Annotated in this window: 21 protein-coding genes and 2 tRNA genes; 6 read left to right on the forward strand and 17 right to left on the reverse strand. The window is 72.8% G+C overall.

All coding sequences use genetic code 11. The features are described 5' to 3' along the window. Positions 1-20: 20 nt before the first annotated feature. Positions 21-95, forward strand: a tRNA-Val gene (locus AB8O64_RS07590). 20 nt (positions 96-115) lie between these two features. Beyond that, positions 116-187 (forward strand) — tRNA-Val (locus AB8O64_RS07595). A gap of 209 nt (positions 188-396) precedes the next feature. On the opposite strand, the gene AB8O64_RS07600 is transcribed toward AB8O64_RS07595, so the two are convergent. Beyond that, positions 397-603, reverse strand: a complete 207-nt coding sequence (locus tag AB8O64_RS07600) for a hypothetical protein (RefSeq protein WP_370418497.1) — start codon at positions 601-603, stop codon at positions 397-399. Between the two features lie 551 nt (positions 604-1154). Between AB8O64_RS07600 and AB8O64_RS07605 the strand changes: the two genes are divergently transcribed. Next, complete coding sequence (locus tag AB8O64_RS07605; protein WP_370418498.1) at positions 1155-2444, forward strand: protein kinase; 1290 nt, start codon at positions 1155-1157, stop codon at positions 2442-2444. A 22-nt stretch (positions 2445-2466) separates the two neighbouring features. On the opposite strand, the gene AB8O64_RS07610 is transcribed toward AB8O64_RS07605, so the two are convergent. The 8 genes from AB8O64_RS07610 to AB8O64_RS07645 all read right to left on the reverse strand — a co-directional run bounded on the left by AB8O64_RS07610 (position 2467) and on the right by AB8O64_RS07645 (position 14098). Next, entirely contained in the window at positions 2467-3285 is an 819-nt protein-coding gene (locus AB8O64_RS07610) for a TrmH family RNA methyltransferase (RefSeq protein ID WP_370418499.1), read from the reverse strand. Between the two features lie 51 nt (positions 3286-3336). Further along, positions 3337-4572 carry a uroporphyrinogen-III C-methyltransferase gene (gene cobA, locus AB8O64_RS07615; RefSeq protein ID WP_370418500.1) on the reverse strand — a complete coding sequence of 412 codons (1236 nt, stop codon included), beginning with the start codon at positions 4570-4572 and terminating at the stop codon, positions 3337-3339. A gap of 267 nt (positions 4573-4839) precedes the next feature. Beyond that, entirely contained in the window at positions 4840-8880 is a 4041-nt protein-coding gene (cobT, locus tag AB8O64_RS07620; RefSeq protein ID WP_370418501.1) for a nicotinate-nucleotide--dimethylbenzimidazole phosphoribosyltransferase, read from the reverse strand. Between the two features lie 219 nt (positions 8881-9099). After that, positions 9100-10359 (reverse strand): precorrin-6y C5,15-methyltransferase (decarboxylating) subunit CbiE, encoded by a 1260-nt coding sequence (cbiE, locus tag AB8O64_RS07625; protein ID WP_370418502.1) that lies wholly within the window; start codon positions 10357-10359, stop codon positions 9100-9102. Positions 10360-10479: 120 nt separating this feature from the next. After that, positions 10480-11121, reverse strand: coding sequence for a GNAT family N-acetyltransferase (locus AB8O64_RS07630; protein ID WP_370418503.1), 642 nt, complete (start codon positions 11119-11121; stop codon positions 10480-10482). Positions 11122-11276: 155 nt separating this feature from the next. Beyond that, positions 11277-12149, reverse strand: coding sequence for a MetQ/NlpA family ABC transporter substrate-binding protein (locus tag AB8O64_RS07635; RefSeq protein WP_370418504.1), 873 nt, complete (start codon positions 12147-12149; stop codon positions 11277-11279). Between the two features lie 99 nt (positions 12150-12248). Then, complete coding sequence (locus AB8O64_RS07640; RefSeq protein WP_370418505.1) at positions 12249-13028, reverse strand: methionine ABC transporter permease; 780 nt, start codon at positions 13026-13028, stop codon at positions 12249-12251. Next, positions 13025-14098: a methionine ABC transporter ATP-binding protein gene (locus AB8O64_RS07645; RefSeq protein ID WP_370418506.1), complete on the reverse strand. Its 1074-nt coding sequence runs from the start codon at positions 14096-14098 to the stop codon at positions 13025-13027. The genes AB8O64_RS07640 and AB8O64_RS07645 overlap by 4 nt, the downstream gene beginning before the upstream one ends. Before the next feature lie 687 nt (positions 14099-14785). Between AB8O64_RS07645 and AB8O64_RS07650 the strand changes: the two genes are divergently transcribed. Next, on the forward strand, positions 14786-15145 hold the full coding sequence (locus AB8O64_RS07650) for a hypothetical protein (protein WP_370418507.1): 360 nt from the start codon (positions 14786-14788) through the stop codon (positions 15143-15145). A gap of 2 nt (positions 15146-15147) precedes the next feature. Next, complete coding sequence (locus tag AB8O64_RS07655; RefSeq protein WP_370418508.1) at positions 15148-15630, forward strand: hypothetical protein; 483 nt, start codon at positions 15148-15150, stop codon at positions 15628-15630. A gap of 67 nt (positions 15631-15697) precedes the next feature. On the opposite strand, the gene AB8O64_RS07660 is transcribed toward AB8O64_RS07655, so the two are convergent. The 3 genes from AB8O64_RS07660 to AB8O64_RS07670 all read right to left on the reverse strand — a co-directional run bounded on the left by AB8O64_RS07660 (position 15698) and on the right by AB8O64_RS07670 (position 18281). Then, on the reverse strand, positions 15698-16228 hold the full coding sequence (locus tag AB8O64_RS07660) for a GNAT family N-acetyltransferase (protein ID WP_370418509.1): 531 nt from the start codon (positions 16226-16228) through the stop codon (positions 15698-15700). An 81-nt stretch (positions 16229-16309) separates the two neighbouring features. Then, positions 16310-16861: a sigma-70 family RNA polymerase sigma factor gene (locus AB8O64_RS07665; RefSeq protein ID WP_370418510.1), complete on the reverse strand. Its 552-nt coding sequence runs from the start codon at positions 16859-16861 to the stop codon at positions 16310-16312. A 244-nt stretch (positions 16862-17105) separates the two neighbouring features. Further along, on the reverse strand, positions 17106-18281 hold the full coding sequence (locus AB8O64_RS07670) for a glycerophosphodiester phosphodiesterase (protein WP_370418511.1): 1176 nt from the start codon (positions 18279-18281) through the stop codon (positions 17106-17108). A gap of 231 nt (positions 18282-18512) precedes the next feature. On the opposite strand from AB8O64_RS07670, the gene AB8O64_RS07675 reads away from it, so the two are divergent. Next, positions 18513-19184 carry a 1-acyl-sn-glycerol-3-phosphate acyltransferase gene (locus AB8O64_RS07675; protein WP_130876926.1) on the forward strand — a complete coding sequence of 224 codons (672 nt, stop codon included), beginning with the start codon at positions 18513-18515 and terminating at the stop codon, positions 19182-19184. Positions 19185-19317: 133 nt separating this feature from the next. Here the strand turns inward: AB8O64_RS07675 and AB8O64_RS07680 are convergent, their stop codons facing one another. The 5 genes from AB8O64_RS07680 to AB8O64_RS07700 form a co-directional block, all read right to left on the reverse strand. Next, the gene (locus AB8O64_RS07680) at positions 19318-20145 is read right to left on the reverse strand and encodes an alpha/beta fold hydrolase (protein WP_370418512.1); all 828 of its coding nucleotides are present in this window, start codon (positions 20143-20145) and stop codon (positions 19318-19320) included. A 244-nt stretch (positions 20146-20389) separates the two neighbouring features. After that, the gene (locus AB8O64_RS07685; protein ID WP_370418513.1) at positions 20390-21946 is read right to left on the reverse strand and encodes an MFS transporter; all 1557 of its coding nucleotides are present in this window, start codon (positions 21944-21946) and stop codon (positions 20390-20392) included. Further along, positions 21943-22491 carry a TetR/AcrR family transcriptional regulator gene (locus AB8O64_RS07690; RefSeq protein ID WP_184733615.1) on the reverse strand — a complete coding sequence of 183 codons (549 nt, stop codon included), beginning with the start codon at positions 22489-22491 and terminating at the stop codon, positions 21943-21945. Before AB8O64_RS07690 ends, AB8O64_RS07685 begins: the two co-directional genes overlap by 4 nt. A 77-nt stretch (positions 22492-22568) precedes the next feature. Next, a complete protein-coding gene (argH, locus tag AB8O64_RS07695) occupies positions 22569-24002 on the reverse strand; it encodes an argininosuccinate lyase (RefSeq protein WP_370418514.1) in 1434 nt (477 codons plus the stop codon). 118 nt (positions 24003-24120) lie between these two features. Beyond that, the gene (locus AB8O64_RS07700; RefSeq protein WP_356459192.1) at positions 24121-25314 is read right to left on the reverse strand and encodes an argininosuccinate synthase; all 1194 of its coding nucleotides are present in this window, start codon (positions 25312-25314) and stop codon (positions 24121-24123) included. Between the last annotated feature and the right edge of the window lie 166 nt (positions 25315-25480).

A 25480-nucleotide genomic window follows, 5' to 3' on the forward strand; every position in this document is an offset into this window, starting at 1 on the left:
GCGGAAACGCAGTGCATCCCGGACGATTAGCTCAGCGGGAGAGCGCTTCCCTGACACGGAAGAGGTCACTGGTTCAATCCCAGTATCGTCCACCAGGGTCTTCACGGACCCTCCCGCGCGATTAGCTCAGCGGGAGAGCGCTTCCCTGACACGGAAGAGGTCACTGGTTCAATCCCAGTATCGCGCACCGGAATCGGCCGAGGGCCGGGGCTTCGAAGCCCCGGCCCTTTGTCGTATGCCCTTCTCCTGCGGACTGCCCTTGCCGTGGACGCGCGATGGCCGGGTACCTCCCCAGGTACCCGGCCATTCGTGCCGTCCGCCGCACCCCCGTCCCCACGGGGTTATCGGCCGGCCTGCCCCCGGCCCGGGCCGCTCTCCCGGGCCTGGGGCACGTTCTCAGTGCCCCAGCATTCCGGCCACGGACGACGCTTGGGTGACGACGGCGTCCCAGCCGCCGAAGACCACGGCGAGGAGGGTCGCCAGCGGCAGCACCATCGCCGCCGCGACCAGGGGATGGCGGGTGCCGGACGGACGGTCGCCGAAGACGCCCGCGAGTCGGTGCTCCTGCGACCGCTCGGCCGCGCGTGCTGCGCTGTCCGCCATCGTCCCTCTCCTGTCGTTTTTGAGAGCGGCGGGCGCCTGACCTCGGGGGACGAGTGCTGCCGCCCGCCGCTCGATTCCAATTTAGGCGGCGGGCGGCATCCCGGCGTCATGCCCTCGTACCCATTGACGGGCCTCCCCGAGGATGACCCGGGCCGCGCGGAGGTACTCCCCTGGGTGGAGACCGGGGTCCGGGCCTTGGGGTCTTCCCCCAGGGGTCCGGGTGACTTCGCTCACTTCCACCACGCCCCGGCGCACCGTCGTCTCCACCCTCCGGCCGGCCCTGCCGGCCACCCCTTCGCACGTCCGTGCCCTGTCCCCCGCCTCCACGACGCTCTCCGCCCGGCCACCCCTCACGGCTTCAATCCCCCTTCCGCGACGGGCCCTTGGGGTCGCGCGGCCGAGCCGGGGCCCCGCCGCCGGCGCCCGGTGGTCACTCCGTCAGGATCCCACCGGGCACTGACAATCCGGTCGCCGACGCATGCGCGGCCTATCAGCGCGCCCGCCCGTCAATCCGTAAGCTGTGCCACGTCAGACGGGACCGGGCAGCGGGGATGAAGATGACGATGATGCGGCTCCGGCGCGAGGACCCGCGTGTCGTCGGCTCGTTCCGGCTCCACCGCCGGCTGGGCGCGGGCGGCATGGGCGTGGTGTACCTCGGCTCCGACCGGCGCGGGCAGCGGGTGGCCCTGAAGGTGATCCGGCCGGATCTGGCCGAGGACCAGGAGTTCCGTTCGCGGTTCGCGCGGGAGGTGTCGGCCGCGCGGCGGATCCGCGGCGGCTGCACGGCGCGGCTGGTCGCCGCGGACCTCGAGGCGGACCGTCCGTGGTTCGCCACACAGTACGTACCGGGCCCCTCCCTGCACGACAAGGTCAACGAGGAGGGCCCGCTGTCGGCGGCTCAGGCCGCTTCCATCGGAGCGGCGTTGGCCGAGGGGCTGCTCGCGGTGCACGACGCGGGGGTGGTGCACCGCGATCTGAAGCCGTCGAACATCCTGCTCTCCCCCAAGGGCCCCCGGATCATCGACTTCGGCATCGCCTGGGCGACCGGGGCGAGCACACTGACGCACGTCGGCACGGCGGTCGGCTCGCCCGGCTTCCTCGCGCCCGAGCAGGTGCGGGGCGCCGCGGTGACGCCCGCGACGGACGTCTTCGCCCTCGGTGCGACCCTGGCCTACGCCTCGACCGCGGACTCCCCCTTCGGCCAGGGCAGTTCGGAGGTCATGCTCTACCGCGTCGTCCACGAGGAACCGCAGCTCATGGGCGTGCCGGACGCGCTGGCGCCGCTGGTGCACGCCTGTCTGGCCAAGGACCCCGAGGACCGGCCGAGCACCCTTCAGCTGTCGCTGCGGCTCAAGGAGATCGCGGCGCGCGAGGCGCAAGGGCTGTCGGACGGGCGTCCGCCGGCGCCGCGCCGTGAGCCGGAGCGGCCGTCCGGGCAGCGCGCCGCGGAGTACGCGGAGCAGCGCACCTTGCGGCGCCCCGGCAGCACCCCGCCGCCGCGGCCGCAGGCGCCGTCCCGGCCCGCCGAGGCGAACCGGCCGCAGGCGCCGCGGCCGGGCACGGCCCGACCGGGCGGTGCCCGACGGACGGGGCGGACGAGCGGCGCGGCACGGACCCCTCGCCCCGGTTCGCGGCCGGGCGGCAGCCGTACGGGGCCGGGTGCCCGGCGGCCGGCCGACCCCCGGTTGCTCCGGCAGCGGCTGATCGTCTTCGTCGTGGTGACGTTGCTGGTCGCGCTGGGGATCGCGGCGGCCCAGGGCTGCCAGGGGCCGGCGAAGAGCAAGGGTGTCGAGCCCCGTCCCCCGGCGGTGACGAAGGTGTACGGGCCGTCCACCGGCTGAGGCCCCGGGGGGCCCGCGGGGGTCAGTCCTGCGGGCGGCCCGTGGCCACGGCGTAGAAGGACACGGCCGCCGCGGCGCCGACGTTGAGCGAGTCGACACCGTGGGCCATCGGGATGCGCACCCACTCGTCGGCGGCCCGCAGCGCGCGGGCGGAGAGGCCGTCGCCCTCCGCGCCGAGCATCAGCGCGACCCGGTCCAGACGGTGCGGGGCGACCGTGTCGAGGGGGGTGGCCTTCTCGTCCGGGGTGAGGGCCAGCAGCCGGAAGCCCGTCTCGCGGACGGTCTCCAGATCGCGGGGCCAGCTGTCCAGGCGCGCATAGGGCACGGAGAAGACGGCGCCCATGGAGACCTTCACGGACCGCCGGTAGAGGGGGTCGGCGCAGTCCGGGGAGAGCAGGACCGCGTCCATGCCCAGGGCCGCGGCGCTGCGGAAGATCGCGCCGATGTTCGTGTGGTCGACGAGCGATTCCAGGACGGCGACGCGACGCGCGCCGCGCAGCAGTTCGCCGGCCGGGGGCAGCTGCTTGCGCTCCAGCGAGGCCAGCGCCCCCCGGTGGACGTGATAGCCCGTCACCTGCTCGGCGAGGGCCGGGGTCACGGCGTAGACGGGGGCGGTGGACTCCTCGATGACGTCACGCATGACGTCGACCCACTTGGCGGACAGCAGCATCGAGCGCATCTCGTACCCCGCGTCGCGGGCCCGGCGGATCACCTTCTCACCCTCGGCGATGAAGAGCCCTTCGGCCGGTTCGCGGCGGCGGCGCAGCTCGACGTCGGTCAGACCGGTGTAGTCGTGCAGGCGCGGGTCGTCGGGGTCGTCGATGGTGATGAGTTCAGCCACGGGGTGATACTGCCTTGTCCTGGTGGGGCGTACGGGGGAAGCGGGGCCGGTCTACCGGTCGGCGGACAGGCCGGCCGCCACCACGTCGCCGATGACGATGACGGCGGGGGGTCGTATCCCCTCGGCCTTGACCCGCTCCCCCGCCGTGGCGAGCGTCGCGTCGACGCGGCGCTGGGCGGCGGTCGTGCCTTCCTGCACCACGGCGACGGGGGTCTCGGGGGACCGTCCGTGCGCGACGAGGGTCTCGGCGATCGCGGCGATGTTCTCCACCGCCATCAGCAGGACGAGGGTGCCGCGCAGCCGGGCGAGCGCCTCCCAGTCGACCAGCGACCGGGGGTCGTCGGGCTTGACGTGCCCGCTGACGACCGTGAACTCATGGGCCACGCCGCGGTGGGTGACGGGGATCCCGGCCGCGGCGGGGACGCTGATCGAGCTGGAGATGCCGGGGACGACGGTGCAGGTGATGCCGTGCTCGGCGAGCGCCTGGACCTCTTCCATGCCGCGGCCGAAGACGTACGGGTCGCCGCCCTTGAGGCGGACGACGGCCTTGCCGGCCTTGGCGTGCTCGATGAGGGCGTTGTTGATGGCCTCCTGGGCCATGAAGCGGCCGTACGGGATCTTCGCCGCGTCGATCACCTCGACGTGCGGCGGGAGTTCGTCGAGCAGGTCGCGGGGGCCGAGCCGGTCGGCGATGACGACATCGGCCTCGGCGAGCAGCCGGCGGCCGCGCACGGTGATCAGGTCGGGGTCGCCGGGGCCGCCGCCGACGAGGGCGACGGCGGGCCGGGCGGCACGGCTGCGGTAGTGCGGGGCGGCCAGCGAGCCGTCGCGCAGGCCCTCGACCACGGCGTCGCGCACGGCCGCCGAGCGGCGCGGGTCCGCTCCGGTCAGCACGGCGACCGTCACGCCCTCGCTGCGGCCGGTGGCGGGGGTCCAGGCGGAGGCGGCCGCGGCGTCGTCGCTGCGCACGGCCCACACCCGGCGGGCCTCGGCCTCGGCGGAGGCGGCAGCGTTGGCGGCGGGGTCGTCGGTGGAGATCAGGGCGTACCAGGCGCCCTCGAAGTCACCGTCGCGGTAGCGGCGGCGCTCCCAGCGCAGTTCCCCGGCCTCGGCCATCGCCTCGACGGACGGGGTGGCGGAGGGGGAGATCAGCAGGACGTCGGCGCCCGCCGCGATCAGCGCGGGCAGTCGGCGCTGGGCGACCTGTCCGGCGCCGAGGACGACGACGCGACGCCCGGCGAGGCGCAGTCCGACGGGGTAAGCGGCGGCTTCGGTGTGCTCGGCCATGGGGGGTGACGGTCTCCTCGTGGGCGAATGCGCTGGTGGGGACACCCTACGGTGCGACGGAGGCTCGGCGGCAGGGCGGGACGGGCCCTTCCGGGGCCGCGTGAGGTACGGCGGGTGCGCGCTTCCGTCGAGGGAACCCCGCAAGTCGCCGCACATCACGCGTCACGCCCCCGACCGCCGGTGGGCTCTAGGCCCACCGGCGGTCGGGGGCGACAGCACCCGGTTCCGGGGACGTACGCGCGGGGGCAGCGGGCTGCCCCTGTGACGTCAGCTCTTCTCCGCGACCCCGGCCGAGTCGAACGTCGCCACTTCGTGCATGGCGCGGGCGGCGCTCTGCACCACCGGGAGGGCCAGCAGGGCACCCGTGCCCTCGCCGAGGCGCAGATCGAGGTCGACCAGGGGGCGCAGGCCCAGCTTGGTGAGCGCCGCCACATGGCCGGGCTCGGCGCTGCGGTGGCCCGCGATGCACGCGGCGAGCGCCTCCGGGGCGATGGCGCGGGCGACGAGGGCGGCCGCTCCGGCGCTCACGCCGTCCAGGATCACGGGGGTGCGCAGCGACGCGCCGCCCAGGATCAGTCCGACGAGCGCGGCGTGCTCCAGCCCGCCGACCGCCGCGAGGACACCGATCGGGTCCTTGGGGTCCGGCCGGTGGAGTTCCAGGGCACGTCGTACGACGTCGATCTTGCGGGCGTGCATCTCGTCGTTGATGCCGGTGCCGCGGCCGGTGATCTCGCCCGGGTCGGCCTCGGTGTAGATGGAGATGAGGGCGGCCGACACGGTGGTGTTGGCGATGCCCATCTCGCCCGTCAGCAGGGCCTTGTTGCCGGCGGCGACCAGGTCACGGGCCGTCTCGATGCCCACCTCGACGGCGCGCAGCGCCTCTTCGCGGGACATCGCGGGGCCGGTGGTGAAGTCGTTGGTGCCGGGGCGGATCTTGCGGGGCAGCAGGCCGGGGGTGCTGGGCAGTTCGCCCGCGACACCGACGTCGACGACGCAGACCTCGGCGCCGACCTGGTTGGCGAAGGCGTTGCACACGGCGCCGCCGCCCAGGAAGTTGGCGACCATCTGGGAGGTGACCTCCTGCGGCCACGCGGTGACGCCCTGGGCGTGCACCCCGTGGTCACCCGCGAAGATCGCGACGGCCGCGGGCTCCGGGATGGGCGGGGGGCACTTGCGGGACAGACCGCACAGCTGCGCGGAGATGATCTCCAGCATGCCGAGCGCGCCGGAGGGCTTGGTCATCCGCTTCTGGCGCTCCCACGCCTCGCCGAGCGCCTTGGCGTCCAGCGGGCGGATACCGCGCAGGGTGTCGGCGAGCAGGTCGTGCGGGTCCTCGCCGGGCAGCGCGCGGCGCCCGTACTCCTCCTCGTGCACGACCCACGACAGCGGCCGTCGCTTGGACCAGCCGGCCTGCATCAGCTCGGGCTCTTCGGGGAACTCGTCGACGTAGCCGACACAGAGGTAGGCGACGACCTCCAGGTGCTCGGGCAGGCCCAGTTCGCGCACCATCTCGCGCTCGTCGAAGAAGCTGACCCAGCCGACGCCGAGGCCTTCGGCGCGGGCGGCGAGCCAGAGGTTCTCGACGGCCAGCGCGGAGGAGTACGGCGCCATCTGCGGCTGGGTGTGCCGGCCGAGGGTGTGCCGGCCACCGCGGGTGGGGTCGGCGGTGACGACGATGTTGACCGGCGTGTCGAGGATGGCCTCGATCTTCAGTTCCTTGAACTGCTTGGCCCGCCCCTTCGGCAGCGACTTCGCGTACGCGTCGCGCTGCCGGGCGGCCAGCTCGTGCATCGTCTGCCGGGTCTCGGCGGAGCGGATGACGACGAAGTCCCAGGGCTGCGAGTGCCCGACGCTGGGCGCGGTGTGCGCGGCCTCCAGGACGCGCAGCAGCACCTCGTGCGGGATGGGGTCGGTACGGAAGCCCTTGCGGATGTCGCGGCGCTCCCGCATCACGCGGTGCACGGCGGCGCGCTCGGCGTCGCCGTACCCGACGGCGGCGGGCCCGGCCGGCTCGGCGGGAGCGGGCTCCTCGGCGGGCGGGGCTTCCTCGGCGGGGGCGGTGTCCTCGGTGCTCTCCCCGGCCGGGGCACTCTCCTCGGCGAGGGCGGCGGGCTGCTCCTGCGGGGCGGCCTCGGTCCGTACGAGTTCGAGGTGCACGGCTTCGGGGGCCTCGGCGGCCTGAGCGGCCACGGCCGGGGCCGGGACGGTTTCCGGGGTGGTCGGGAGGTGCACGGCGGCCGAGTCCTGCTGTCCGGGGGTGGCGGGCGCTGCCGCGGGGGCGCCTTCGGGAGCGGCGTGCGGGGGCTCGGCCGGGGCGGTGGCCTCGGCGGCGTCAGGGACGGGTGCGTCGGCCGGGGCCTGCGGCTCGGGCTGCTCGGGGACGGCCTCGGGCGCGGCCTCGGCAGTGACGGGCGCCGCCACCGGGGCAGCCTGCTGTACGGGCTCGGCGGGGGCCGGGGCGACGGGGGCCGTGTCCTGCTGACCGGGCACGGGCGGGGCCGGCTCGGCGGGGGGCGTCACGACCGGGCCCTGGGGCGCGGCGTCGGTGACGGCCTGGGCGGGCTGTGCCGACGGCTCGCCCTCGGCGACCGGCTGGTGGACGTCCGTGGTCTCCTCCGGCGTGGCCGGGGTGGCGTCGGCGACCGGCGCCGCGGGGGCGGCCTGCTGCGGGGCGTCGGCCGTGGCGGGCGGCTGCTCCTGCGGGGCGGCCTCGGCCACGACCGGCTCGGCTGCCACGACCGGCTCGGCTGCCGGGACCGGCTGCTGGGGAGCGGCGTCAGCGGGAGCGGCGTCGACCGGAGCGGTGGCGACGGGGACCGGGGCGACGGGTGCCTCGACCGGGGCGGGCTGCTCAGGCTGCGCGGGGGCGGCCTCGGGCGCGACCTCGGCAGCGACGGGCTGGGCGGGCGTGACGGCCGGGGCCTGCGGCTCGGCCGTCACGTCGGCGGCGACCGGCGCGGTGGGCTGCGCCTCGGGGACCGGATCGCCCGCGACGGGTGCGGATGCTTCGGCTGTCGTCGCCGGAGCGACCGGCGCGGCCGGCTCCGCTTCCGCGACGGGTGCTGCCTCGGCCACCGGCTGTGCGGCGACCACGGCGTCAGGGGCCTCGGCGGGGGTTGACACCGCGTCAGGGCCGGGGGCGGCCTGCGCCGGCACGGAGACACCGTCAGGCGCGGGCACGGAGGCGGGCTGCACGGGGTCCGCGACGGCCGCGACCGGCCGCGGATCGGCGGCGACGGGCTGGGCGTCGGGGGTGGTCGGCGCGGCCGTGGGCTGCTGGACGGCGTCGGCGGTCGGCGCCACGGCGTCGGGCGCGGCCGGCGTCACCTGCTCCGGCTGCTCGTCGGCGGGCGCGGCGGCCACGGGGGCCACAGGCGTGGCCTCAGTCGCGGGCGCGGGCACGTCCACGCCCTGGGGGGCCGCGGCAGCGTCCTGCGGGGCCGCGGCGACGGCTTCCTCGCCGACCACGGCCGGCTCGACGGGCGTCACGGCCTCGACGGCTTCGACGGGCGGGGCGGGCACGACCGGCGCGACGGCCTCTGCGGCCTCGACGGGCGCGGGCGGGGCTACCGGCTGCGCGGCGGCCGGTGACGGCCCATCGGCGACTATCGACTGACCGGGCACCGACACCGGCGCGCTCGGGGCCTGCTCGGACGGCCCACCGGTGGCCTGCTGCGGGACGAAGGCGGCCTGCGGGACAACCGGTGCCGACGGCACGGAAGGAACGGTGGGAACCGCGGACACCGACGGGGCAGCCGGGGCTGCCGGGGCGGACACGGGCTGCTGGGGCTGCTGCTGGGCCTGGTGCTGGGCTTGAGCGTCCCAAGGGCCCGGCTGCGCCTGCGCGGAGACCGCGTCCGCTCGCGGAGCGTCGAGGTACTCGGGGCCCGGCTGCCGGCCCGGGACGGGCGCGGGCTGGACCGGCTGGGGTGCCGCCGGGCCGCGGTCGGCGAGGGACCGTACGACGCCGCCGGTGGGATCCGGCACGGGCGGGCCCATGTGCAGCGGGCGCCGCGAGGGCGTCGCGGGCGGCGGGACGCGGACGTCGCCGTAGTCGACGGAGCCGGTGTCCCGGCCGCCGGACTCGTGCGTACCGCCCTGGACCACCGGCTGTTCCATCCAGGCGCCCTGGGCGCCCGGCATCAGCAGCAGGTCGTCCTCCTCGGTGCCGTCGGCGGCGTCGAGGAAGGTGTAGGAGGGGTTACCGGTGTCGGCAGGGGCTGCGGCCTCCGCGGGGTGCGGCTGGCCGGTCAGTGCGCCTGCGTTCTCCGGCTGTCCCTCGCCCGGGAACTGGCCGGTGTCGGTCATGCGTACCCCTCGCCCATCGGTAGTGCTCCTTCCAACCGCTCACGCCCATAGTCAAGAACGAGCGTCCGTGCCTCGCGGCACGTTGTACGTCGCCCGCACCCACCCTGCCGTGCGCCCCGCCAAGAAGGGGGTGCGTTCGGGACATTGGTGACTGTGGCGTCGGACACCGGGCGGCGGCACAACGATCCGCCAGCCTACCCTCCGCACAGTCGTCCGAGGTCACGGGTGTGTTCGACGACCACTCAGCAGAAAGGCTACGGCGCGCTCGCGCTCCACCCAGGCGGTTGTGTCCAACTCCACGGATTGGAGCAGCGCGCACTCCACCGCGTAACCCCCCTCGGCGAGCGCCCGGCCGACGGCCTCGGCCTCGTCGCGCGTCGCCGCGTGCGTCACGATGCGCTCGGGGCGGCGGGCGGCGCAGGCCCTGACGACGGGGGCCCCGCCGCCGCCGACGCGGACGACGTCGGGCTCGGGGAGGTCCTCCAGGACCTGGGGCGCGATGCCGTGGACGACCTGGAGTTGGACGCCGTAGCGGCGGGCGGCCGCGGCGGTGCGGCCGCAGGCGTCGGCGTCGCGGTCCACGGCGAGGACGGCGGCGCCGAAGCGGGCGGCCTCGACGGACAGGGCGCCGCTGCCGCAGCCGATGTCCCAGACCAGGTCGCCGACGCGCGGGCCGAGCCGGGCCAGTTGGGCGGCGCGCAGTTCGGTGCTCTCGCCCTCGCCCCGGCCGCCGCCGTACGCGTCGGTGGGCAGCGCCCAGCCACGCAGGGCCGGGGGGTAGCCGGGGTCGCGGCCGGCGATCCAGCCGCCGGGGGTCCGCGGCCGGGGGTGTCCGCTGCCCTGGACGGCGCCCTGCGGGGGGCTCGGGACGGCGCCGGAGCCGCCGATGACGATGACGACGTTGGGGTCGCGCCAGGCGTGGTCGGCGGCCTTGTCGGAGGTGAGGACGGTGACCCGCTCCCGCGCCGTGCCCAGTTCCTCGCAGATGACGAAGGTGCGGTGGACGTCGCCGAGCAGCAGGGCGAGTTCGGCGGGACCGGCACCGGGTGAGGTCAGGACGGCGACCTTGGGGTGGGCGCGGCAGACGTTGACGGCGCGCCGCAGGTCACGGGCGTGGGCGACGACGATCTGGGCGTCGTCCCAGGGCATGCCGGCCCGGGCGAAGGCGGTGGCGACGGAGGAGACGGCGGGTACCACCTCGACCTCGAGGCCGTGTTCGGGTGCGCGCAGGGTCCGTACGACGCCGAAGAAGCCGGGGTCGCCGTCGGCGAGGACCACGGCGGAGCCGCGGTGCTGGGCGATGCGGCGTGCGGCGAGGTCGACGCTGCCGAGCCGGACGCGCTCGGCGGTGGGCGGCAGCTCGGGCAGGGCCAGGTGGTGGGCGGCGCCGGCCACGAGGGTGGCCGCGGCCAGGGCGGAGCGGGCCGCGTCGGACAGGGGGGAGCCGTCCCACCCGATCACCGTGACCCGGTCGGCCATCGTCGTCAGTCTCCTGGGCTTGTCTGGTCGCGGGGGCCCGTGGTTGCGCGGGCACGGTGAGGGTACCCCGGCCGGCCCGGACCACAGGGGTGCGGCGGGGAGAGAAGAGGGGGAGCCGGCTCAGCGCCAGTCGGGGAAGGCCGCGGCGTAGTCGGTGCCGCCGCTGTACCGGTCCTCCATCTCGTCCAGGTCCTCGGGGAGGAGGCTCCAGACGATGAGGTCGGTGCGGATGTCTGTCCAGCCGCCGTCCTCGGTCCGGCTGCGCGCTATGCAGGCGTTGCGCAGGACGCCTTCGCTGATGCAGCCGACCTTCTGCGCCACCTGCTGGGAGGCGGTGTTGTCGGCGGCGGTGCGCAGTTCGAGGCGTTCGAACTTCTGGTCGCGGAAGAGCCACTGGGCGACCGCGACGACCGATTCGCAGGCGTAGCCCTCGCCGCGGGCCCAGGGGGCGACGGCGTAGGCGACCTCGGCGGCCAGGGTGCGCCAGTCGGTGTGCCGCAGGTGCACGATGCCGACGAGGCGGTGGGTGAGGAATTCGGTGACCGCGAAGACGATCCCGCGTCCTTCGGTGCGCTCGGCGGGGGCGCGCACCAGGGCCCAGTCACGGGCGTCGGCGGTGGTGTAGGGGTGGGGCACGGACGTCCACGCGGTGATGAGCTCGTCGTTCATCATCTCGGCGAGGGCGGGGATGTCCGCGGCGTCGAAGGGGCGCAGCACCAGCCGGTCGGTACTGAGGGAGATGTCCGGAAAGATGGATGTCATGCGCTGCTCCAACGCCGGGGGCGGGTGGGCTCAGGACCGTCTTGAGTGCACCAGCATGCAGCATGTGCACCGTGGTGCGCCAAGCGCCTCGGCCCCGCGCACGCCGTGAGCGTACGCGGGGCCGGAGGTCAGCGGTCGGCGGAGGTTACGGAGCGTCAGCTCTGTGCCTTGCCGAAGGCGGGGAGGACGGCGCCGTTGGAGAACTTCTTCTCGATGAACTTCTTGACGTCGTCGGAGTTGAGGAGCTTCGAGAGCTTCTCGATGCGCGGGTCGGCCTCGTTGCCCCGCTTCACGGCCAGGAAGTTGGCGTAGGGGTTGCCCTCGGCCTTCTCCAGGGCCAGGGCGTCCTTGGCCGGGTTGAGCTTGGCGCCGATGGCGAAGTTGCCGTTGATGACGGCGGCGTCGACGTCGGCCAGGCGGGAGGGGACCTGGTCGGCCGCCAGCTCGGTGAACTTGACGCCCTTCTTGTCCTCGATGTCGGAGAGCTTGGCCTCGGCGCCGACGCCGTCCTTCAGCTTGATCACGCCGTTGTCGGCGAGGAGCTTGAGGGCGCGGCCCTCATTGGTGGCGTCGTTGGGCACGGCGACGGTGTGGCCGGACGTGATGTCGGCGACCTTGTCGATCTTCTTGGAGTAGAGGCCGAGCGGCTCGATCTCGACGTTGACGACCGGCACGATGTCGGTCTTGTTCTTCTTGTTGAAGTCGTCGAGGTAGGGCCTGTGCTGGAAGAAGTTCGCGTCGACCTCGCCGTTCTGGGTGGCGGTGTTGGGGAGCACGTAGTCGTTGAACTCCTTCACCTCCAGCTTCAGACCGGCCTTCTCCGCCAGGTTGTCTCTGACGTAGTTGAGGATGTCGGCGTGTGGGGTCGGGCTGGCCGCGACCACGAGGGTGGCCTTGGGGTCGGCGTCCTTCCCCTTCTTCCCCGAACCACTGGAGGAGGTGTCGGAGGGGGCGCTGCAGGCGCTGAGGCCGAGGGTGAGTGCGGCTGCTGCGGCGACGGCGGCGGTGAGCTTGATGGTGGTACGCACGAAGAGTGCCCCTATCTGGTGTTTCTCGGGTTCACGAGGTGTTGCCGCCCGGCAAAGGGTCCGGGCTCGTGGGTTCGGTGGGGGTGTCTGCCCCGCAGGTCAGCGGGTCTTGGTGAGAGCGGCCGCTTCGGTCGTGGCCGGGTCCGGCGTGGGGGCCGGTGCGGCGGGCTTGACGGACGGGGCCCACAGCCTGCGCAGGCCGACGGCCGACGACTGGGCGCCACCACGGCGGGCGAGGCGGCGTACGGCCAGGTCACCGGCGAGCTGGACGACGGTCACGATGACGATGAGCAGCACGATGGTGATGTTCATCAGGCCGGTCTCATGGCGTTGGAAGCCATAGGCGATGGCGAGGTTGCCCAGGCCGCCGCCGCCGACCGCGCCGGCCATCGCGGAGTAGCCGATGAGGGCGATGACCGTAGTGGTCAGGCCGGCGATGAGCGAGGGCAGGGCCTGCGGGAGCAGCACCTTGAGGACGACGGTCCAGGTGCCGCCGCCCATCGACTGCACGGCTTCGACCAGGCCCTTGTCGACCTCGCGGACCGCGGTCTCCACCAGGCGGGCGAAGAAGGGGATGGCGCCGACGGCGAGGGCGACCACGGCGGCGCTGGGGCCGATGGAGGTGCCGACGATCAGGCGGCTGAAGGGGATCAGCCACACCAGGAGGATGATGAAGGGCAGCGAGCGGCCGAGGTTGACGACCACGCCGATGACCTTGTTCACCACGACGTTCTGGAGCAGAGCGCCTCGGTCGGTGAGGACGAGCAGCAGACCCAGCGGCAGGCCGCCGATGACGGAGTAGACCGTGGACCACCACACCATGAAGAGGGTGTCCAGACACGCGTCGCGCAGCAGCGGCTGCATCTCGGACCAGGTCACTTGGCACCTTCCTTGAGGAGCGCGTCGGCCGGGGCCGGCGAGGGAACGGTGGCGGAGGCGGTTACCCCGTGGGGGGCGACCTCGACCTGAAGGCCCTGCTCGCGCAGGAAGCCGATCGGGACGACGTTCTCCTCGAAGCGGCCGGGCAGCTCGATGCGCATCCGGCCGACCTGCTTGCCGGCGACGGTGTCCATCGCGGCGCCCAGGATCGAGATGTCGATGTTGTACGTGCGGGACAGCTGGGAGATGACCGGCTGGGTCGCGGCGTCGCCGTGGAAGGTGACGTCCACGACGGTGCGGTCGGGACCGGAGGGCTCGCCGCCGACGGGGAAGAGCTCCGCGGCGAGCTCGGAGCCGGGGGTGGCGAGCAGCTCGGAGACGGTGCCGGACTCCACGACGCGGCCGCCCTTCATCAGGGCCGCGGAGTCGCAGATGGTCTTGACGACCTCCATCTCGTGGGTGATGAGGAGGACGGTCAGGCCGAGCTGCTGGTTGAGGTCGCGCAGCAGCTGGAGGATCGAGCGGGTGGTCTCCGGGTCGAGCGCGGAGGTCGACTCGTCGGAGAGCAGCACCTTGGGGTCGCCGGCCAGGGCGCGGGCGATGCCGACGCGCTGCTTCTGACCGCCGGAGAGCTGGGCGGGGTAGGCCTTGGCCTTGTCGGCGAGGCCGACGAGGTCGAGCAGCTCGAGGGCCTTGCGCTCGCGCTCCTTGCCGGAGATGCCGAGGATCTCCAGCGGCAGCTCGATGTTGCTCTGCACCGTCCGCGAGGAGAGCAGGTTGAAGTGCTGGAAGACCATGCCGATGTGGCTGCGGGCCTTGCGCAGCGCCGTCCCCGCGCGGGGACCGCGGCCGGCGAGGGCCGTGAGGTCCTGGCCGTCGACGGTGACCGTGCCGGAGCTGGGGCGCTCCAGGAGGTTGACGCAGCGGATGAGGGTCGACTTTCCGGCGCCGCTCTGGCCGACGACGCCGTACACCTCGCCTTCGCGCACATGCAGATCGACGCCGTCGAGGGCGGTGACCTCGCGGCCGCGTGAGCGGTAGACCTTTGTCAGGCCCGTAGTGGTGATCACAGGGGATTCCGTCACTGTCGAGTGCGCGGCGGCGGTGCCACCGGGCACGGGCATTCATTGCGGAACGCGGCATGGGAAGTACCCGGCGGGCGCGGTCGGGCGCGGCTTCGGGGTTCCTGGTGACGCGGGGCGGAGCGGTCCGGTCCGGCGGCGGTGCCGGTCGCGGGGCTCACAGGGTCTCGCTTCGGGGCGCGAGGCACAGAACGGGGGCCCTCAGCGGTCACACATTCGACACATGCAAGCAGCACCGGGCGTGGTCATCGCCTCGGTCGCAAGGGTGCGGCTGCTCGTCGTGGTCATGCGGGCCAGTAAAACAGAAGGACGTGCGAGTCGAACAAGCTTGTCCGAATACTGGACGAGTTTGTTCGAGGGGCGGACGGATCCGGGAGGTATTCCCCTTCTTCGCCACGATCTTCGACGGTCGTCCGCCCAACGGCTGTGGCCTGCGCGAATACCGCCGGTAAGGCCTTGCCGGGAAGTCGTCCGGCCTGGGCCGGAGGCCCCTCGGGTGTGGCACAGGCCACGGTACCTCCCGCCGCCGCGCGGGCTCTCGCGGCCGTCGCGGCGGCGGCCTCGCGGGCGCGTCGGCCCGGGGCCGCGCGCGGTGGCCCCGCGCCCGCCGATTAAAGTCGTCCCCATGCTTGTCCAGCCCCCTCCGCCCGTCCGCGCCGCAGCCCGGAGGCCCCGGTGATCGACGCGCTGACGCTCGCGGTCGGCCTGGCCGCCCTCGCACTTGCCGCCTGGTGCGGCTTCGCGTTCTCCCGCGATCAGTCCACCAAGGACTGGCACTTCATCGGCATGGCCGTGGTGTCCCTCCTGGCGCTCGTCCAGCTCGTCGTCGGCGTGGTGCGGCTGGCCGGTGGCGACGAGCCCGCACAGGGCACGGCGATCTTCCTCGCGTATCTGCTCGGCTCGGCGGCCGCCGTACCGGCCGCGGGCTTCATGTCGCTGGCCGAGCGGACCCGCTGGGGCTCGGCGACCGTCTCGGCGGGTGCCGTGATCCTCGCGGTGCTCGAAGTACGGCTGTACGACATCTGGGGAGGCTGACCGTGTCCGAACCCGTGAAGGTGCGCGAAGGCGCCGCCGGCGCGTCCGGTGACAAACCCGGCTTCGACCTCGGCAGCGGCCCGGGCCGGCTGCTCGTCTGGCTCTACGGGGTCTTCACCGTCGCGGCGGCGTCCCGTTCCGTCGTGCAGATGATCCTGGACTTCGGCCGGGCGCCGCTCGCCTACGTCCTGTCCGCCATCGCCGCGGTGGTGTACGCCTTCATCACGTACTCCCTGGTGCGCGGCGGCGAGACGGCCCGCAGGGCGGCGCTGGTGTGCTGCGCCGCCGAGCTGGCCGGTGTCCTCGTCGTCGGCACCTGGACGCTCGCCGAACCGTCCGCCTTCCCCGACGCGACGGTCTGGTCGGACTACGGCATGGGCTATCTCTTCATCCCGGTGATCCTGCCGGTGACCGCGATGATCTGGCTGCGGCGGTCCGCGCGCCAGCGGCTGAGCCCAGCCACATCAAGCCCGTCCGGCGATTGAGGACGCGCCCGCAGGGCGCCTGACGCCGCAGGCGGCACCGACGGCCCGCAGCCGCGCCGGACGCGGTTCACGCGCTCGGCGCGTAGACGGACTCCGGGGCATCCCGCGCGTCCGGTGCCGTCCGCACGGTCTTTTCCAGCGTCACCAGAGTGAGCTTCCGGGTGATCTGCTCGGTGCCGGTCTGGGCGTAGCCCCACTTGCGGTAGAGCCGCAGGTTTCCCTCGCTGCGCTGGCCGGTGGCGAGGCGGTACAGACGTGCGGAGCACTCCCCCGCCAGCCGCTCCTCCAGCGCGCCGAGCAGCCGGCCGCCCAGACCGTGCCGCCGCATCCGCGGATGCACGATGAGCCCCGTGATCACGGCCGTTCCCTGCCCGTCGACCGTGCCGCGCACCGACCCGACGACCTCCTCGCCCAGCCGGGCCACCAGCACACAGCCGTCGCCCAGTTCGGCGCGGAGCGCGTCGAGGCTCTGCGTCAGAGGTTCGAGGGAGTAGTCGCCGTACAGCTCGGCTTCGCTCTGGTAGCAGAGGTACTGGAGTTTGAAGATCTGCTCGGCATCGTGCTCGGTCGCCGCAGAGATGGTCACGCTCATGCCCATGTGCGCATGCCTCCCCTTTTCGGTTCGGTCCGCTCTGACAGGAGCCGCCGCGGTGCACGTCGCCTCCGTGACGTCGGCTGTCTAACGCTCCTTTCCCCCGCGTTCAGGAGCCGCAACCTCCGCCATGAGCATTCTGCGCAGGCATCCCAGGCATCGGGAACGTACCGGCCCCAAAGATCCTTGTGAGATACCCAACTCCCCTGCGATTTCCCGGTAGGTGGGGTCGCTTCCGGACAGCAGCGCACTCAGCAGCCGGGGGCACCGGCCGGGCAGCCGCCGCACGGCGGCGCGCAGTTCGCGGCCCGTCTCGGCGGCGAGCACCTCCTGCTCGACACGGGACCCGTCGCGGGCCGGGGCGGGTTCCGGCGGCTCGGTGCCGGTGGGGTCGTACGGCACCTCGTGCCGGGCGCGGCGGCGCGCGGCGCGGGCCTCGGCCCGTACCGCGGCGCGTAACCGCGCGGCGGCTCCCCCGCCCCGGCCGAGCAGGGACGGGCCGCGGCGGCCCTCGCTCAGCAGCCGCACCCAGACGCCCTGTTCGAGGTCGGCCGCGTCCACCCCGGCCGCCGGGGCCTCCGCCGCGCACTCCGCCGCCAGCAGCGGGCGCAGCGAGGTCAGAAGATCGTTCGGTGTCATGCCGGGCGGGACGTGCCGGGTCCGCCGCCGGTTTCCGGGGACGGGCCGCCATCACTCGTACGAGTGGGTTTACCGCACGGGGAAGGAGTGGTCGGCGGCGTGGGCCCCCGGCGCGAGAGGCCGGTGTGGCCCGGCCCGGCGCGGGGGTGGGCGTACGCCGTGGCGCCGCCCGCCCCCGCACCGGGGCGGGGCCGTCCGTTGACGGGGGTCACCCTTGACGCGGGCTCCCCGTCGGTGGAGCGGCTCAGCCCTTGACGAAGTCGGCCCGCGCGAGGGCCGCGGTGTCGCAGTTGTCCGAGAAGATGCCGTCGATGCCGGTGGCGAAGTAGGTCTTGAACGCGCCGAAGACGTCACCGTAGGCGTTGGGGTCCGTGCCGCGGCGGAAGTCGGCGGGCAGGAAGCTGTTCTCGTTGCGCATCGTGTAGGGGTGCAGGATCAGCCCCGCGGCGTGCGCGTCACGGACGAGGGTGGTGGGCTTGGTGAGCTTGTCGTTCTTGTCCCGGGGGATGATCAGGTTCAGCCACGGGCCGATGCCCTGGGCGAAGCCGGTGACCCACTTCAGGCCCTTGGGCGTGATGAGGTCGGCGACCGTGCGCGGGTCCTTGGCCTCGACGAAGTCCCAGGGGCGGGTGTTCAGGTCGTCCAGCAGGAGCACCTTGGGGCAGTCGACGCCGAGCCGGTTCAGCCGCTGGAGGCTGCCGGGCTCGAACGACTGCAGGAAGGTGTGGCTGTTGCGCCCGGAGCGACCGTAGCGGCGCAGCAGCTTGGCGAGGCGCTCCTCCAGGCCGAGGCCGGCCTTGCGGAAGTACGTGGGGTGCTTGGTCTCTATGTGCAGCCAGATCCGGTGGCCGCGCTTGCGGCCCTGCTCGTCGGCCCACTTCAGGACCTCTTCGAGGGTGGGCACCTGCCAGCGGCCGTCGTAGAGGGTGTTGTGCCCGCGGGTGGCGGGGATGCGCTCCTTGGCGCGGAGCGTCTTCAGCTCGGCGAGGGTGAAGTCCTCGGTGAACCAGCCGGTGTGCGCCTCGCCGTCGACGGTCTTGGTCGTCTTGCGGGACGCGAACTCGGGGCGGGAGGCGACATCGGTGGTACCGGTGATGTCGTTCTCGTGGCGGCAGACGAGGTGCCCGTCCTTGGTGGGCACGACGTCCTGCTCGATGACGTCCGCGCCGTTGTCGAGGGCGAACTGGTAGGAGCCGAGGGTGTGCTCGGGCCGGTAGCCGCTGCCGCCGCGGTGACCGATGACGGTCGGCTTCGGCAGGTCCTTGTACGAGCCGCCGTGGCCGGCGTGACCCGCGCGGTCCGTGCCGCCGGCCGCCGCCACCGCCGGGGCCGCCGCACCACCCGCGACGACCGCTCCTGCGCCGAGGGCCGCGGCGGCCCCCAGCAGCGTGCGCCTGCCCGGCCGCTGCTCCTGCTGCATGAACACTCCTCGTTGTGCTTTCGTCCGGCACCTGTCCGGCACCTGTCAGACGCGCCGATCGTAGACACGTACGACTGTCATAGGGGAAGACGGGGTGGGAACGTGGTGGAAACTCACGTCAACGCTGTGTATCCAGTCCGTGAACCCGGTGTGCGCGGGGGAGGTACCCGCGAGTATCGTCCTCACCTGCGCAGGCATGCGCCACACCGAACATCACGACCGGAGGGCCCGTTGTCCCGCATCTTGCTCAAGGCGTTTCTCGGATTGCTCATGCGCGTCCTGTACCGCCCGAAGGTGGAGGGCGTGGAGCACATCGCCGAGAACGGTCCGGTGATCCTGGCCGGTAACCACGTCACCTTCGTGGACTCCTTGTTCCTCGCGCTGGTCCTCAAGCGGCAGGTCTTCTTCATCGGCAAGGACGAGTACGTCACGGGCAAGGGCGTCAAGGGCCGGCTGATGGCGTGGTTCTTCACCTCGTCCGGCATGATCCCGGTGGACCGTGACGGCGGCCGCGGTGGCGCCGCGGCGCTGATGACGGGCAACCGCGTCCTGCAGGAGGGCAAGGTCTTCGCCATCTACCCGGAGGGCACCCGCTCCCCCGACGGCCGTCTCTACCGCGGCCGTACCGGCATCGCGCGCCTCGCGCTGATGACGGGCGCGCCGGTGGTGCCGTTCGCGATGGTCGGCACGGAGAAGGTCCAGCCGAACGGCAAGGGCCTGCCCCGGATCGCGCCGGTGACCGTGCGCTTCGGGGAGCCGCTGGACTTCTCCCGCTACGAGGGCATGGACCGCGACCGCTACGTCCTGCGGGCCGTCACCGACGAGGTCATGAGCGACGTCATGCGGCTGTCGGGCCAGGAGTACGTGGACATGTACGCGACCAAGGCACGCCAGGTCGCCTGACGGCGGCGAGCGCCCTACGGGCGCGTCCTTGAACGCCGGACGGGCTATCGCGCTCTGTCCTCAAGCGCCGGACGGGCTTTCAGCCCGTCCGGCGTTTTACGTGTGAGGACACCGCCGCGCAGCGGTGGTGCGCCTACGCCCCGCCGAGGCAGCGCGGCTGGAAGCCCGGGTCGGCCGGGCCCTTGCGGGCCAGGGCGTTCAGCACCCACTGGGCGACGACCGGGTCCTTGGTCGCCTGGTCGTGCATGTAGAGGTCGAGCGGGCACTTGTCCTGGAGCACGACGTTGGTGAGGTGCTCCTTGTCCCCGGTGAGCAGCGCGCTCGTATACGGGATGACGACCTCGTCGTAGCGCGTGGTGATGACCGTGTAGTCCGGTCCGGCCGGGGTCTCGTCACCGGCGTTGAGCTTCTGCAGCAGCTCGGAGCCGGCCTGCTGGTCCACGCAGGACGGGCAGAAGGTCCAGCCCGCGGGGATCGCGAGGGGGTTCTTCGTGCCGTGGTTGGAGGGGACGATGCCGACGAGGTCGTCCACCTTGTCGGCGCCGCCGAGGAACTTCACGTAGTAGCGCGGCAGCATGCCACCCTGGCTGTGGCCGACGATGTCGACCTTCGCGGCCCCCGTCGCGCCCCGCACGGCCTCGACGAAGTCCCGCAGTTCGGCGGCCGATTCCGGGATCGGGTCGGTCTCGAAGTTCCCGTAGTTGAAGGCGAAGACGCAGTATCCCGCTTCCTTCAGCTTGGGCGAGATCTTGGACCAGTTCTCCGCCATCAGCTTGAACGTGCCGTTGACCAGAACGACGGGCTGCGGGTGGGCCGAATCCGGCTTGCAGGACCAGTCGTTGGCGCCGCCGGGCGGGACGTCGAGCACCGACGCGGCGGCCGGGGCCGAGAGACCGGTGAGGCCGAGCGCGGCGGTGGCCGCGGCGGCGATCAGGAACCGGACTGTTCTACGCAGACGCATGGGGGGATTCCTTCGAGGCACGGGACTCTCGTCCGAAACGTCGTCGTCCGGACACACCAGCCGAACGCTGTTCGGCAATACCGACCGGTAACCACGATGTTTCCGCGCACATAAGGACCCCGTCAAGACACTTTTGTTCACGAAAACGTCACGCGGACCGGAGCATGTTGCTCCGGTCCGCGTGACGGTTTGCGTAGCGGTCCACGTGACGGTTCGCGTGGTGTTCCGGCTCCGCCGGGGAGCCTCAGTGCCCGCCGCCCTCCAGCCGCTGCCCGCGCAGCAGGAACCAGGCGGCGACCGCCGTCGCCAGCAGGACCACCGCGCCGACGCCCGAGGCGATCTGCAGGCCGTCGACGAAGGCGTCCTGGGCCGAGGCGAGCAGGGCCCCGCCGGTGTCCGCCGGGAGGTCGGCGGCCATCTCGACGGCGCCGCCCAGGGACTCATGGGCCTCGGTCGCCGCGGCGGACGGGACCCCCTCGGGGGTGGCGAAGTCGGAGTAGACACCGGTGACGACCGAGCCGAGGAGGGCGATGCCGAGGGCGGCGCCGAGCTCGTAGGCCGTCTCGGAGACCGCGGAGGCCGCGCCCGCCTGCTCCTTGGGCACGCTGGAGAGGATCACGTCGGCGGTGACGGTGAAGGAGAAGCCCGCCCCCACACCGACGAGCAGCAGCACCGCACCGAGGATCGGATAGGCCGTGTCCGCGTGCAGCCACACGAGCACGGCGAGGGAGAGGCCGATGGCACCGAGCCCGCCCGCCACCACGGACCGCACGGAGTAGCGCCGGGCCACCTTGCCCGCGAGCAGACCCGCGGTGACCGCGCCGACGGCGGCCGGCAGCTCCGCGAGGCCCGCCTCCAGCGGGTCGCGGTCCTGGACCAGCTGCAGGAACTGCGAGAGGAAGAAGACCAGCCCGGACAGGCCCAGGATGGTCAGCAGATCGGCGAGGACCGCGCCGGAGAAGCCCCGGTGGTGGAAGAGCCGCATGTCCAGCAGGGGCGAGGGCAGGGTGAGCTGCCGGCGGACGAACCACACCAGCGCCAGCGCGCCGACGGCGGCCGCGAGCAGGACGTACCAGTGGAGGCCGTTCGCCGCGCCCTCCTTGATCGCGAAGACGACCGCCACGATGCCGATCATCGACAGGGCGACGCTGGGCAGGTCCCACGGGCCGGGCGAGGGGTCGCGCGACTCGGGCAGCAGCTTGATGCCGACGAGGACGAGGACGGCCATGACCGGGAGGTTGATCAGGAAGACCGAGCCCCACCAGAAGTGCTCCAGCAGGAAACCGCCCACGACCGGGCCCACGGCCGCGCCCGCGGAGGCCATGGCACCCCAGATGCCGATGGCGAAGCTGCGCTCCTTGGGGTCGTGGAAGATGTTGCGGATCAGGGCGAGGGTGGAGGGCATCAGCGTCGCGCCCGCCACGCCCAGCAGGGCACGGGCGACGATCATCATCTCCGGGCTCGTCGCGTAGGCGTTGAGCACCGACACCGCGCCGAACGCCACGGCGCCGGTCAGCAGCAGCTTCTTGCGCCCGATGCGGTCACCGAGGCTGCCCATGGAGACCAGGAGTCCGGCGATGACGAAGGAGTAGATGTCGCCGATCCACAGCAGCTGGGTGCCCGAGGGGCGCAGGTCCTCGCTGAGGAAGGGCGTCGCGAGACCGAGGACGGTCGCGTCGATGGCGACGAGCAGGACGGCGAGCACGAGGACGGTGAGCGCGAGCCAGCGCCCGGGGCGCGGCGCTTCCGACTGCGGGCCGCCGCTGGGGCTGCTGGTATGGCTCTCGGTGGGGCCGGTCACTGTTTCATCCTCCGTTGCGCGCCGCCGAGCAGCAGCTCGGCGACCATGCGGGTGCGGTCCTTGGCGGCCACCCGGCCGTCCTGTACGGCCCAGGCCCCGGCACCGATCAGTCCGTAGAGCGCTTCGGTGAGCCAGGCGGGTGACAGCTCCAGCCGGAAGGCGCCCTCCTCCTGGCCCCGTTGGAAGAGGGCGGTGACGCGGGCGTCGAGCCGGTTCCAGCCCTCGTTGAGGCCGGCCTCGTAGAGCTGGTTCTCGGTGTAGAGGAAGGCCATGATCCCGGCGACCGGTTCGGTGGCCGCGATGAGCCGGCGCAGTGCCTCGGCCGCGTCGCCCTCCTCGGTCCGGGCTTCGTCCAGGGCACGCTCGAACTGCTCGATGCCCAGGTCCTCCAGGGCCCGTACGAGCGCGTCGCGCCCGGCGAAGTGGCGGTGGAGGGTGGCGCGGCTGATTCCGGCCGCCTTGGCGATCTCGTCCATCGAGGCGGTCGCCTTGCGGGTGAGCAGGGCGGCCGCCTCGGCGAGCACATGGTCACGATCGACACTCATGAGACGACGATAACCCGAATGAGACAGTGATGTCTCATTCGGGTGATCGTTGTCTCAGCGCTCCCAGGGTGAGCCGGTCAGCCCCGCTTGGCGTCCGCCCATTCCCGCTGGACCGCGAGGTCGGCCTTGACCTCGGTCAGCTGGACGGCGACCGCCGACGGGGCCGTACCGCCCCGGCCGGAGCGCGAGGCGAGGGCGCCGGGCACATTGAGGACCGTGCGGACCTCGGGGGTCAGGTGCGGCGAGATGGCGGCGAACTGCTCGTCGGTCAGCTCGTCCAGCTCGATGCCCCGCGCCTCGCACTCCTTCACACACTCCCCCGCGACCTCGTGCGCCACGCGGAACGGCACGCCCTGCTTGACGAGCCACTCGGCGATGTCGGTGGCCAGCGAGAAACCCGCGGGGGCCAGTTCGCCCATCCGGGCACGGTTGACGGTGAGGGTCGCCATCATCCCGGTGAAGGCCGGGAGCAGGACCTCCAGCTGGTCGCAGGAGTCGAAGACCGGCTCCTTGTCCTCCTGGAGGTCGCGGTTGTAGGCCAGCGGCAGGGCCTTGAGCGTCGCCAGCAGACCGGTCAGATTGCCGATGAGCCGCCCCGACTTGCCCCGGGCCAGCTCCGCGATGTCCGGGTTCTTCTTCTGCGGCATGATCGAGGAGCCGGTGGAGAAGGCGTCGTGGAGGGTCACGAAGGAGAACTCCTTCGTGTTCCAGATGATGATCTCCTCGGCGATCCGCGACAGATCGATGCCGATCATCGCGGTGATGAAGGCGAACTCGGCGACGAAGTCCCGCGAGGCCGTCCCGTCGATGCTGTTGCCCACCGAACCGCGCTCGAAGCCGAGGTCGGCGGCGACCGCCTCCGGGTCGAGCCCGAGGGAGGACCCGGCGAGCGCGCCCGAGCCGTACGGGGAGACGGCCGTGCGCTCGTCCCACTGCCGCAGCCGCTCGGCGTCCCGGCCCAGCGCCTGGACATGGGCGAGGACGTGATGGGCGAAGAGCACCGGCTGGGCGTGCTGGAGATGCGTACGGCCCGGCATGGCGACGTCCGCGTGCGCCTCCGCCAGCCCGACCAGGGCCTCCTGGAGATCGGTGATCAGTCCGCCGATGATCCGGGCGTGGTCGCGCAGATACATCCGGAAGAGCGTGGCGACCTGGTCGTTGCGGGACCGGCCGGCGCGCAGCTTGCCGCCGAGGTCGGGGCCGAGCCGCTCCAGCAGCCCGCGCTCCAGGGCGGTGTGCACGTCCTCGTCGGCGATGGCGCCGACGAAGGTGCCGGCCGCGACGTCGGCCTCCAGCAGCCCGAGGCCGTCGAGCATCCGCTGGAGCTCGTCGGCCGTCAGCAGACCGGCCTGGTGCAGCACGCGCGCGTGCGCGCGGGAGCCCGCGATGTCGTAGGGCGCCAGACGCCAGTCGAAGTGGACGGACGCGGAGAGCTTGGCGAGGGCCTCGGCGGGTCCGTCCGCGAACCGGCCGCCCCACAGCCGTACGTCGCCGCTGCTGGCGTTGCTCACTTGCTGCTCCTCAAGGCTGGTGGTGTGCCGCCGCCTCCCCGCCAGGGGCGGGGAGGCGGCGGTGAAGTCACTGCGAAGACAAGGGTGAAAGGCGTGTCGCGGCGCTTAACGCGACGGGTCAGACCAGGTCACGCTTGGCGGCGATCTTCGACGACAGGCCGAAGATCTCGATGAAGCCCTTGGACAGCGACTGGTCGAAGGTGTCACCCGTGTCGTAGGTGGCGAGGTTGAAGTCGTAGAGCGACTGCTCGGACTTCCGGCCGGTGACGACGGCCCGGCCGCCGTGCAGGGTCATCCGGATGTCGCCGGAGACGTGCTCGTTGGCCTCGGCGATGAAGCCGTCCAGGGCCCGCTTGAGCGGGGAGAACCACAGGCCGTCGTAGACCAGCTCGCTCCACCGCTGCTCGACCTGCCGCTTGTACCGGGCGAGCTCGCGCTCGACGGTGACGCTCTCCAGTTCCTGGTGCGCGGTGATCAGCGCGATCGCGCCGGGCGCCTCGTAGATCTCGCGGGACTTGATGCCCACCAGCCGGTCCTCGACCATGTCGAGCCGGCCGACGCCCTGCGCACCGGCCCGCTCGTTGAGCTGCTGGATGGCCTGCAGGACGGAGACGGGCTTGCCGTCGATGGCGACCGGGACGCCCTGCTCGAAGGTGATGATCACCTCGTCGGCCTCCCGGGGGGTGGCCGGGTTGGCGGTGTAGTCGTAGACGTCCTCGATCGGCGCGTTCCAGATGTCCTCGAGGAAGCCGGTCTCGACGGCCCGGCCGAAGACGTTCTGGTCGATGGAGTACGGGGACTTCTTGGTGGTCGCGATCGGGAGGTTCTTCGCCTCGCAGAAGGCGATGGCCTTGTCCCGGGTCATGGCGTAGTCACGGACCGGCGCGATGCACTTGAGCTGCGGGGCGAGGGAGGAGATACCGGCCTCGAACCGCACCTGGTCATTGCCCTTGCCCGTGCAGCCGTGGGCGACCGTGGTCGCGCCGTGCTTCTGGGCCGCGGCGACGAGGTGCTTGACGATCGTCGGCCGGGAGAGGGCGGAGACCAGCGGGTAGCGGTCCATGTAGAGGGCGTTGGCCTTGATCGCCGGGAGGCAGTACTCGTCGGCGAACTCGTCCTTGGCGTCCGCGACCTCCGCCTCGACCGCACCGCAGGCGAGCGCGCGCTTGCGGATGACGTCCAGGTCCTCGCCGCCCTGGCCGACATCGACGGCGACGGCGATGACCTCGGCGCCCGTCTCCTCGGCGATCCAGCCGATGGCGACGGAGGTGTCCAGGCCGCCGGAGTAGGCGAGTACGACGCGCTCGGTCACGGGTTTCTCCTTACGGTGCAAACGCTGATGGGTATAAGTATGCACTCCACCGTATGTTTCGTCAACGGGGTGGGTCGGGAGGGCGTCGGCAGGGGGGAGTCACGCCTCGCAGGGGCGTGCCGACGGCGGCCGCGAGGGCCGTGCGCGGGCCGCGCGCGAAGGGGTC

It is taken from the genome of Streptomyces sp. QH1-20 (assembly GCF_041283565.1).
Taxonomy (GTDB): Bacteria; Actinomycetota; Actinomycetes; order Streptomycetales; family Streptomycetaceae; genus Streptomyces; species Streptomyces syringius.

Coding starts and splice junctions, on each gene's coding strand:
- AB8O64_RS07600 (WP_370418497.1), bottom strand. CDS start 603: ATGGCGGACAGCGCAGCACGCGCGGCCGAGCGGTCGCAGGAGCACCGA.
- AB8O64_RS07665 (WP_370418510.1), bottom strand. CDS start 16,861: ATGACACCGAACGATCTTCTGACCTCGCTGCGCCCGCTGCTGGCGGCG.
- AB8O64_RS07605 (WP_370418498.1), top strand. CDS start 1,155: ATGAAGATGACGATGATGCGGCTCCGGCGCGAGGACCCGCGTGTCGTC.
- AB8O64_RS07690 (WP_184733615.1), bottom strand. CDS start 22,491: ATGAGTGTCGATCGTGACCATGTGCTCGCCGAGGCGGCCGCCCTGCTC.
- AB8O64_RS07630 (WP_370418503.1), bottom strand. CDS start 11,121: ATGACATCCATCTTTCCGGACATCTCCCTCAGTACCGACCGGCTGGTG.
- cobA (WP_370418500.1), bottom strand. CDS start 4,572: ATGGCCGAGCACACCGAAGCCGCCGCTTACCCCGTCGGACTGCGCCTC.
- AB8O64_RS07660 (WP_370418509.1), bottom strand. CDS start 16,228: ATGGGCATGAGCGTGACCATCTCTGCGGCGACCGAGCACGATGCCGAG.
- cbiE (WP_370418502.1), bottom strand. CDS start 10,359: ATGGCCGACCGGGTCACGGTGATCGGGTGGGACGGCTCCCCCCTGTCC.
- AB8O64_RS07680 (WP_370418512.1), bottom strand. CDS start 20,145: ATGCGTCTGCGTAGAACAGTCCGGTTCCTGATCGCCGCCGCGGCCACC.
- AB8O64_RS07670 (WP_370418511.1), bottom strand. CDS start 18,281: ATGCAGCAGGAGCAGCGGCCGGGCAGGCGCACGCTGCTGGGGGCCGCC.
- cobT (WP_370418501.1), bottom strand. CDS start 8,880: ATGACCGACACCGGCCAGTTCCCGGGCGAGGGACAGCCGGAGAACGCA.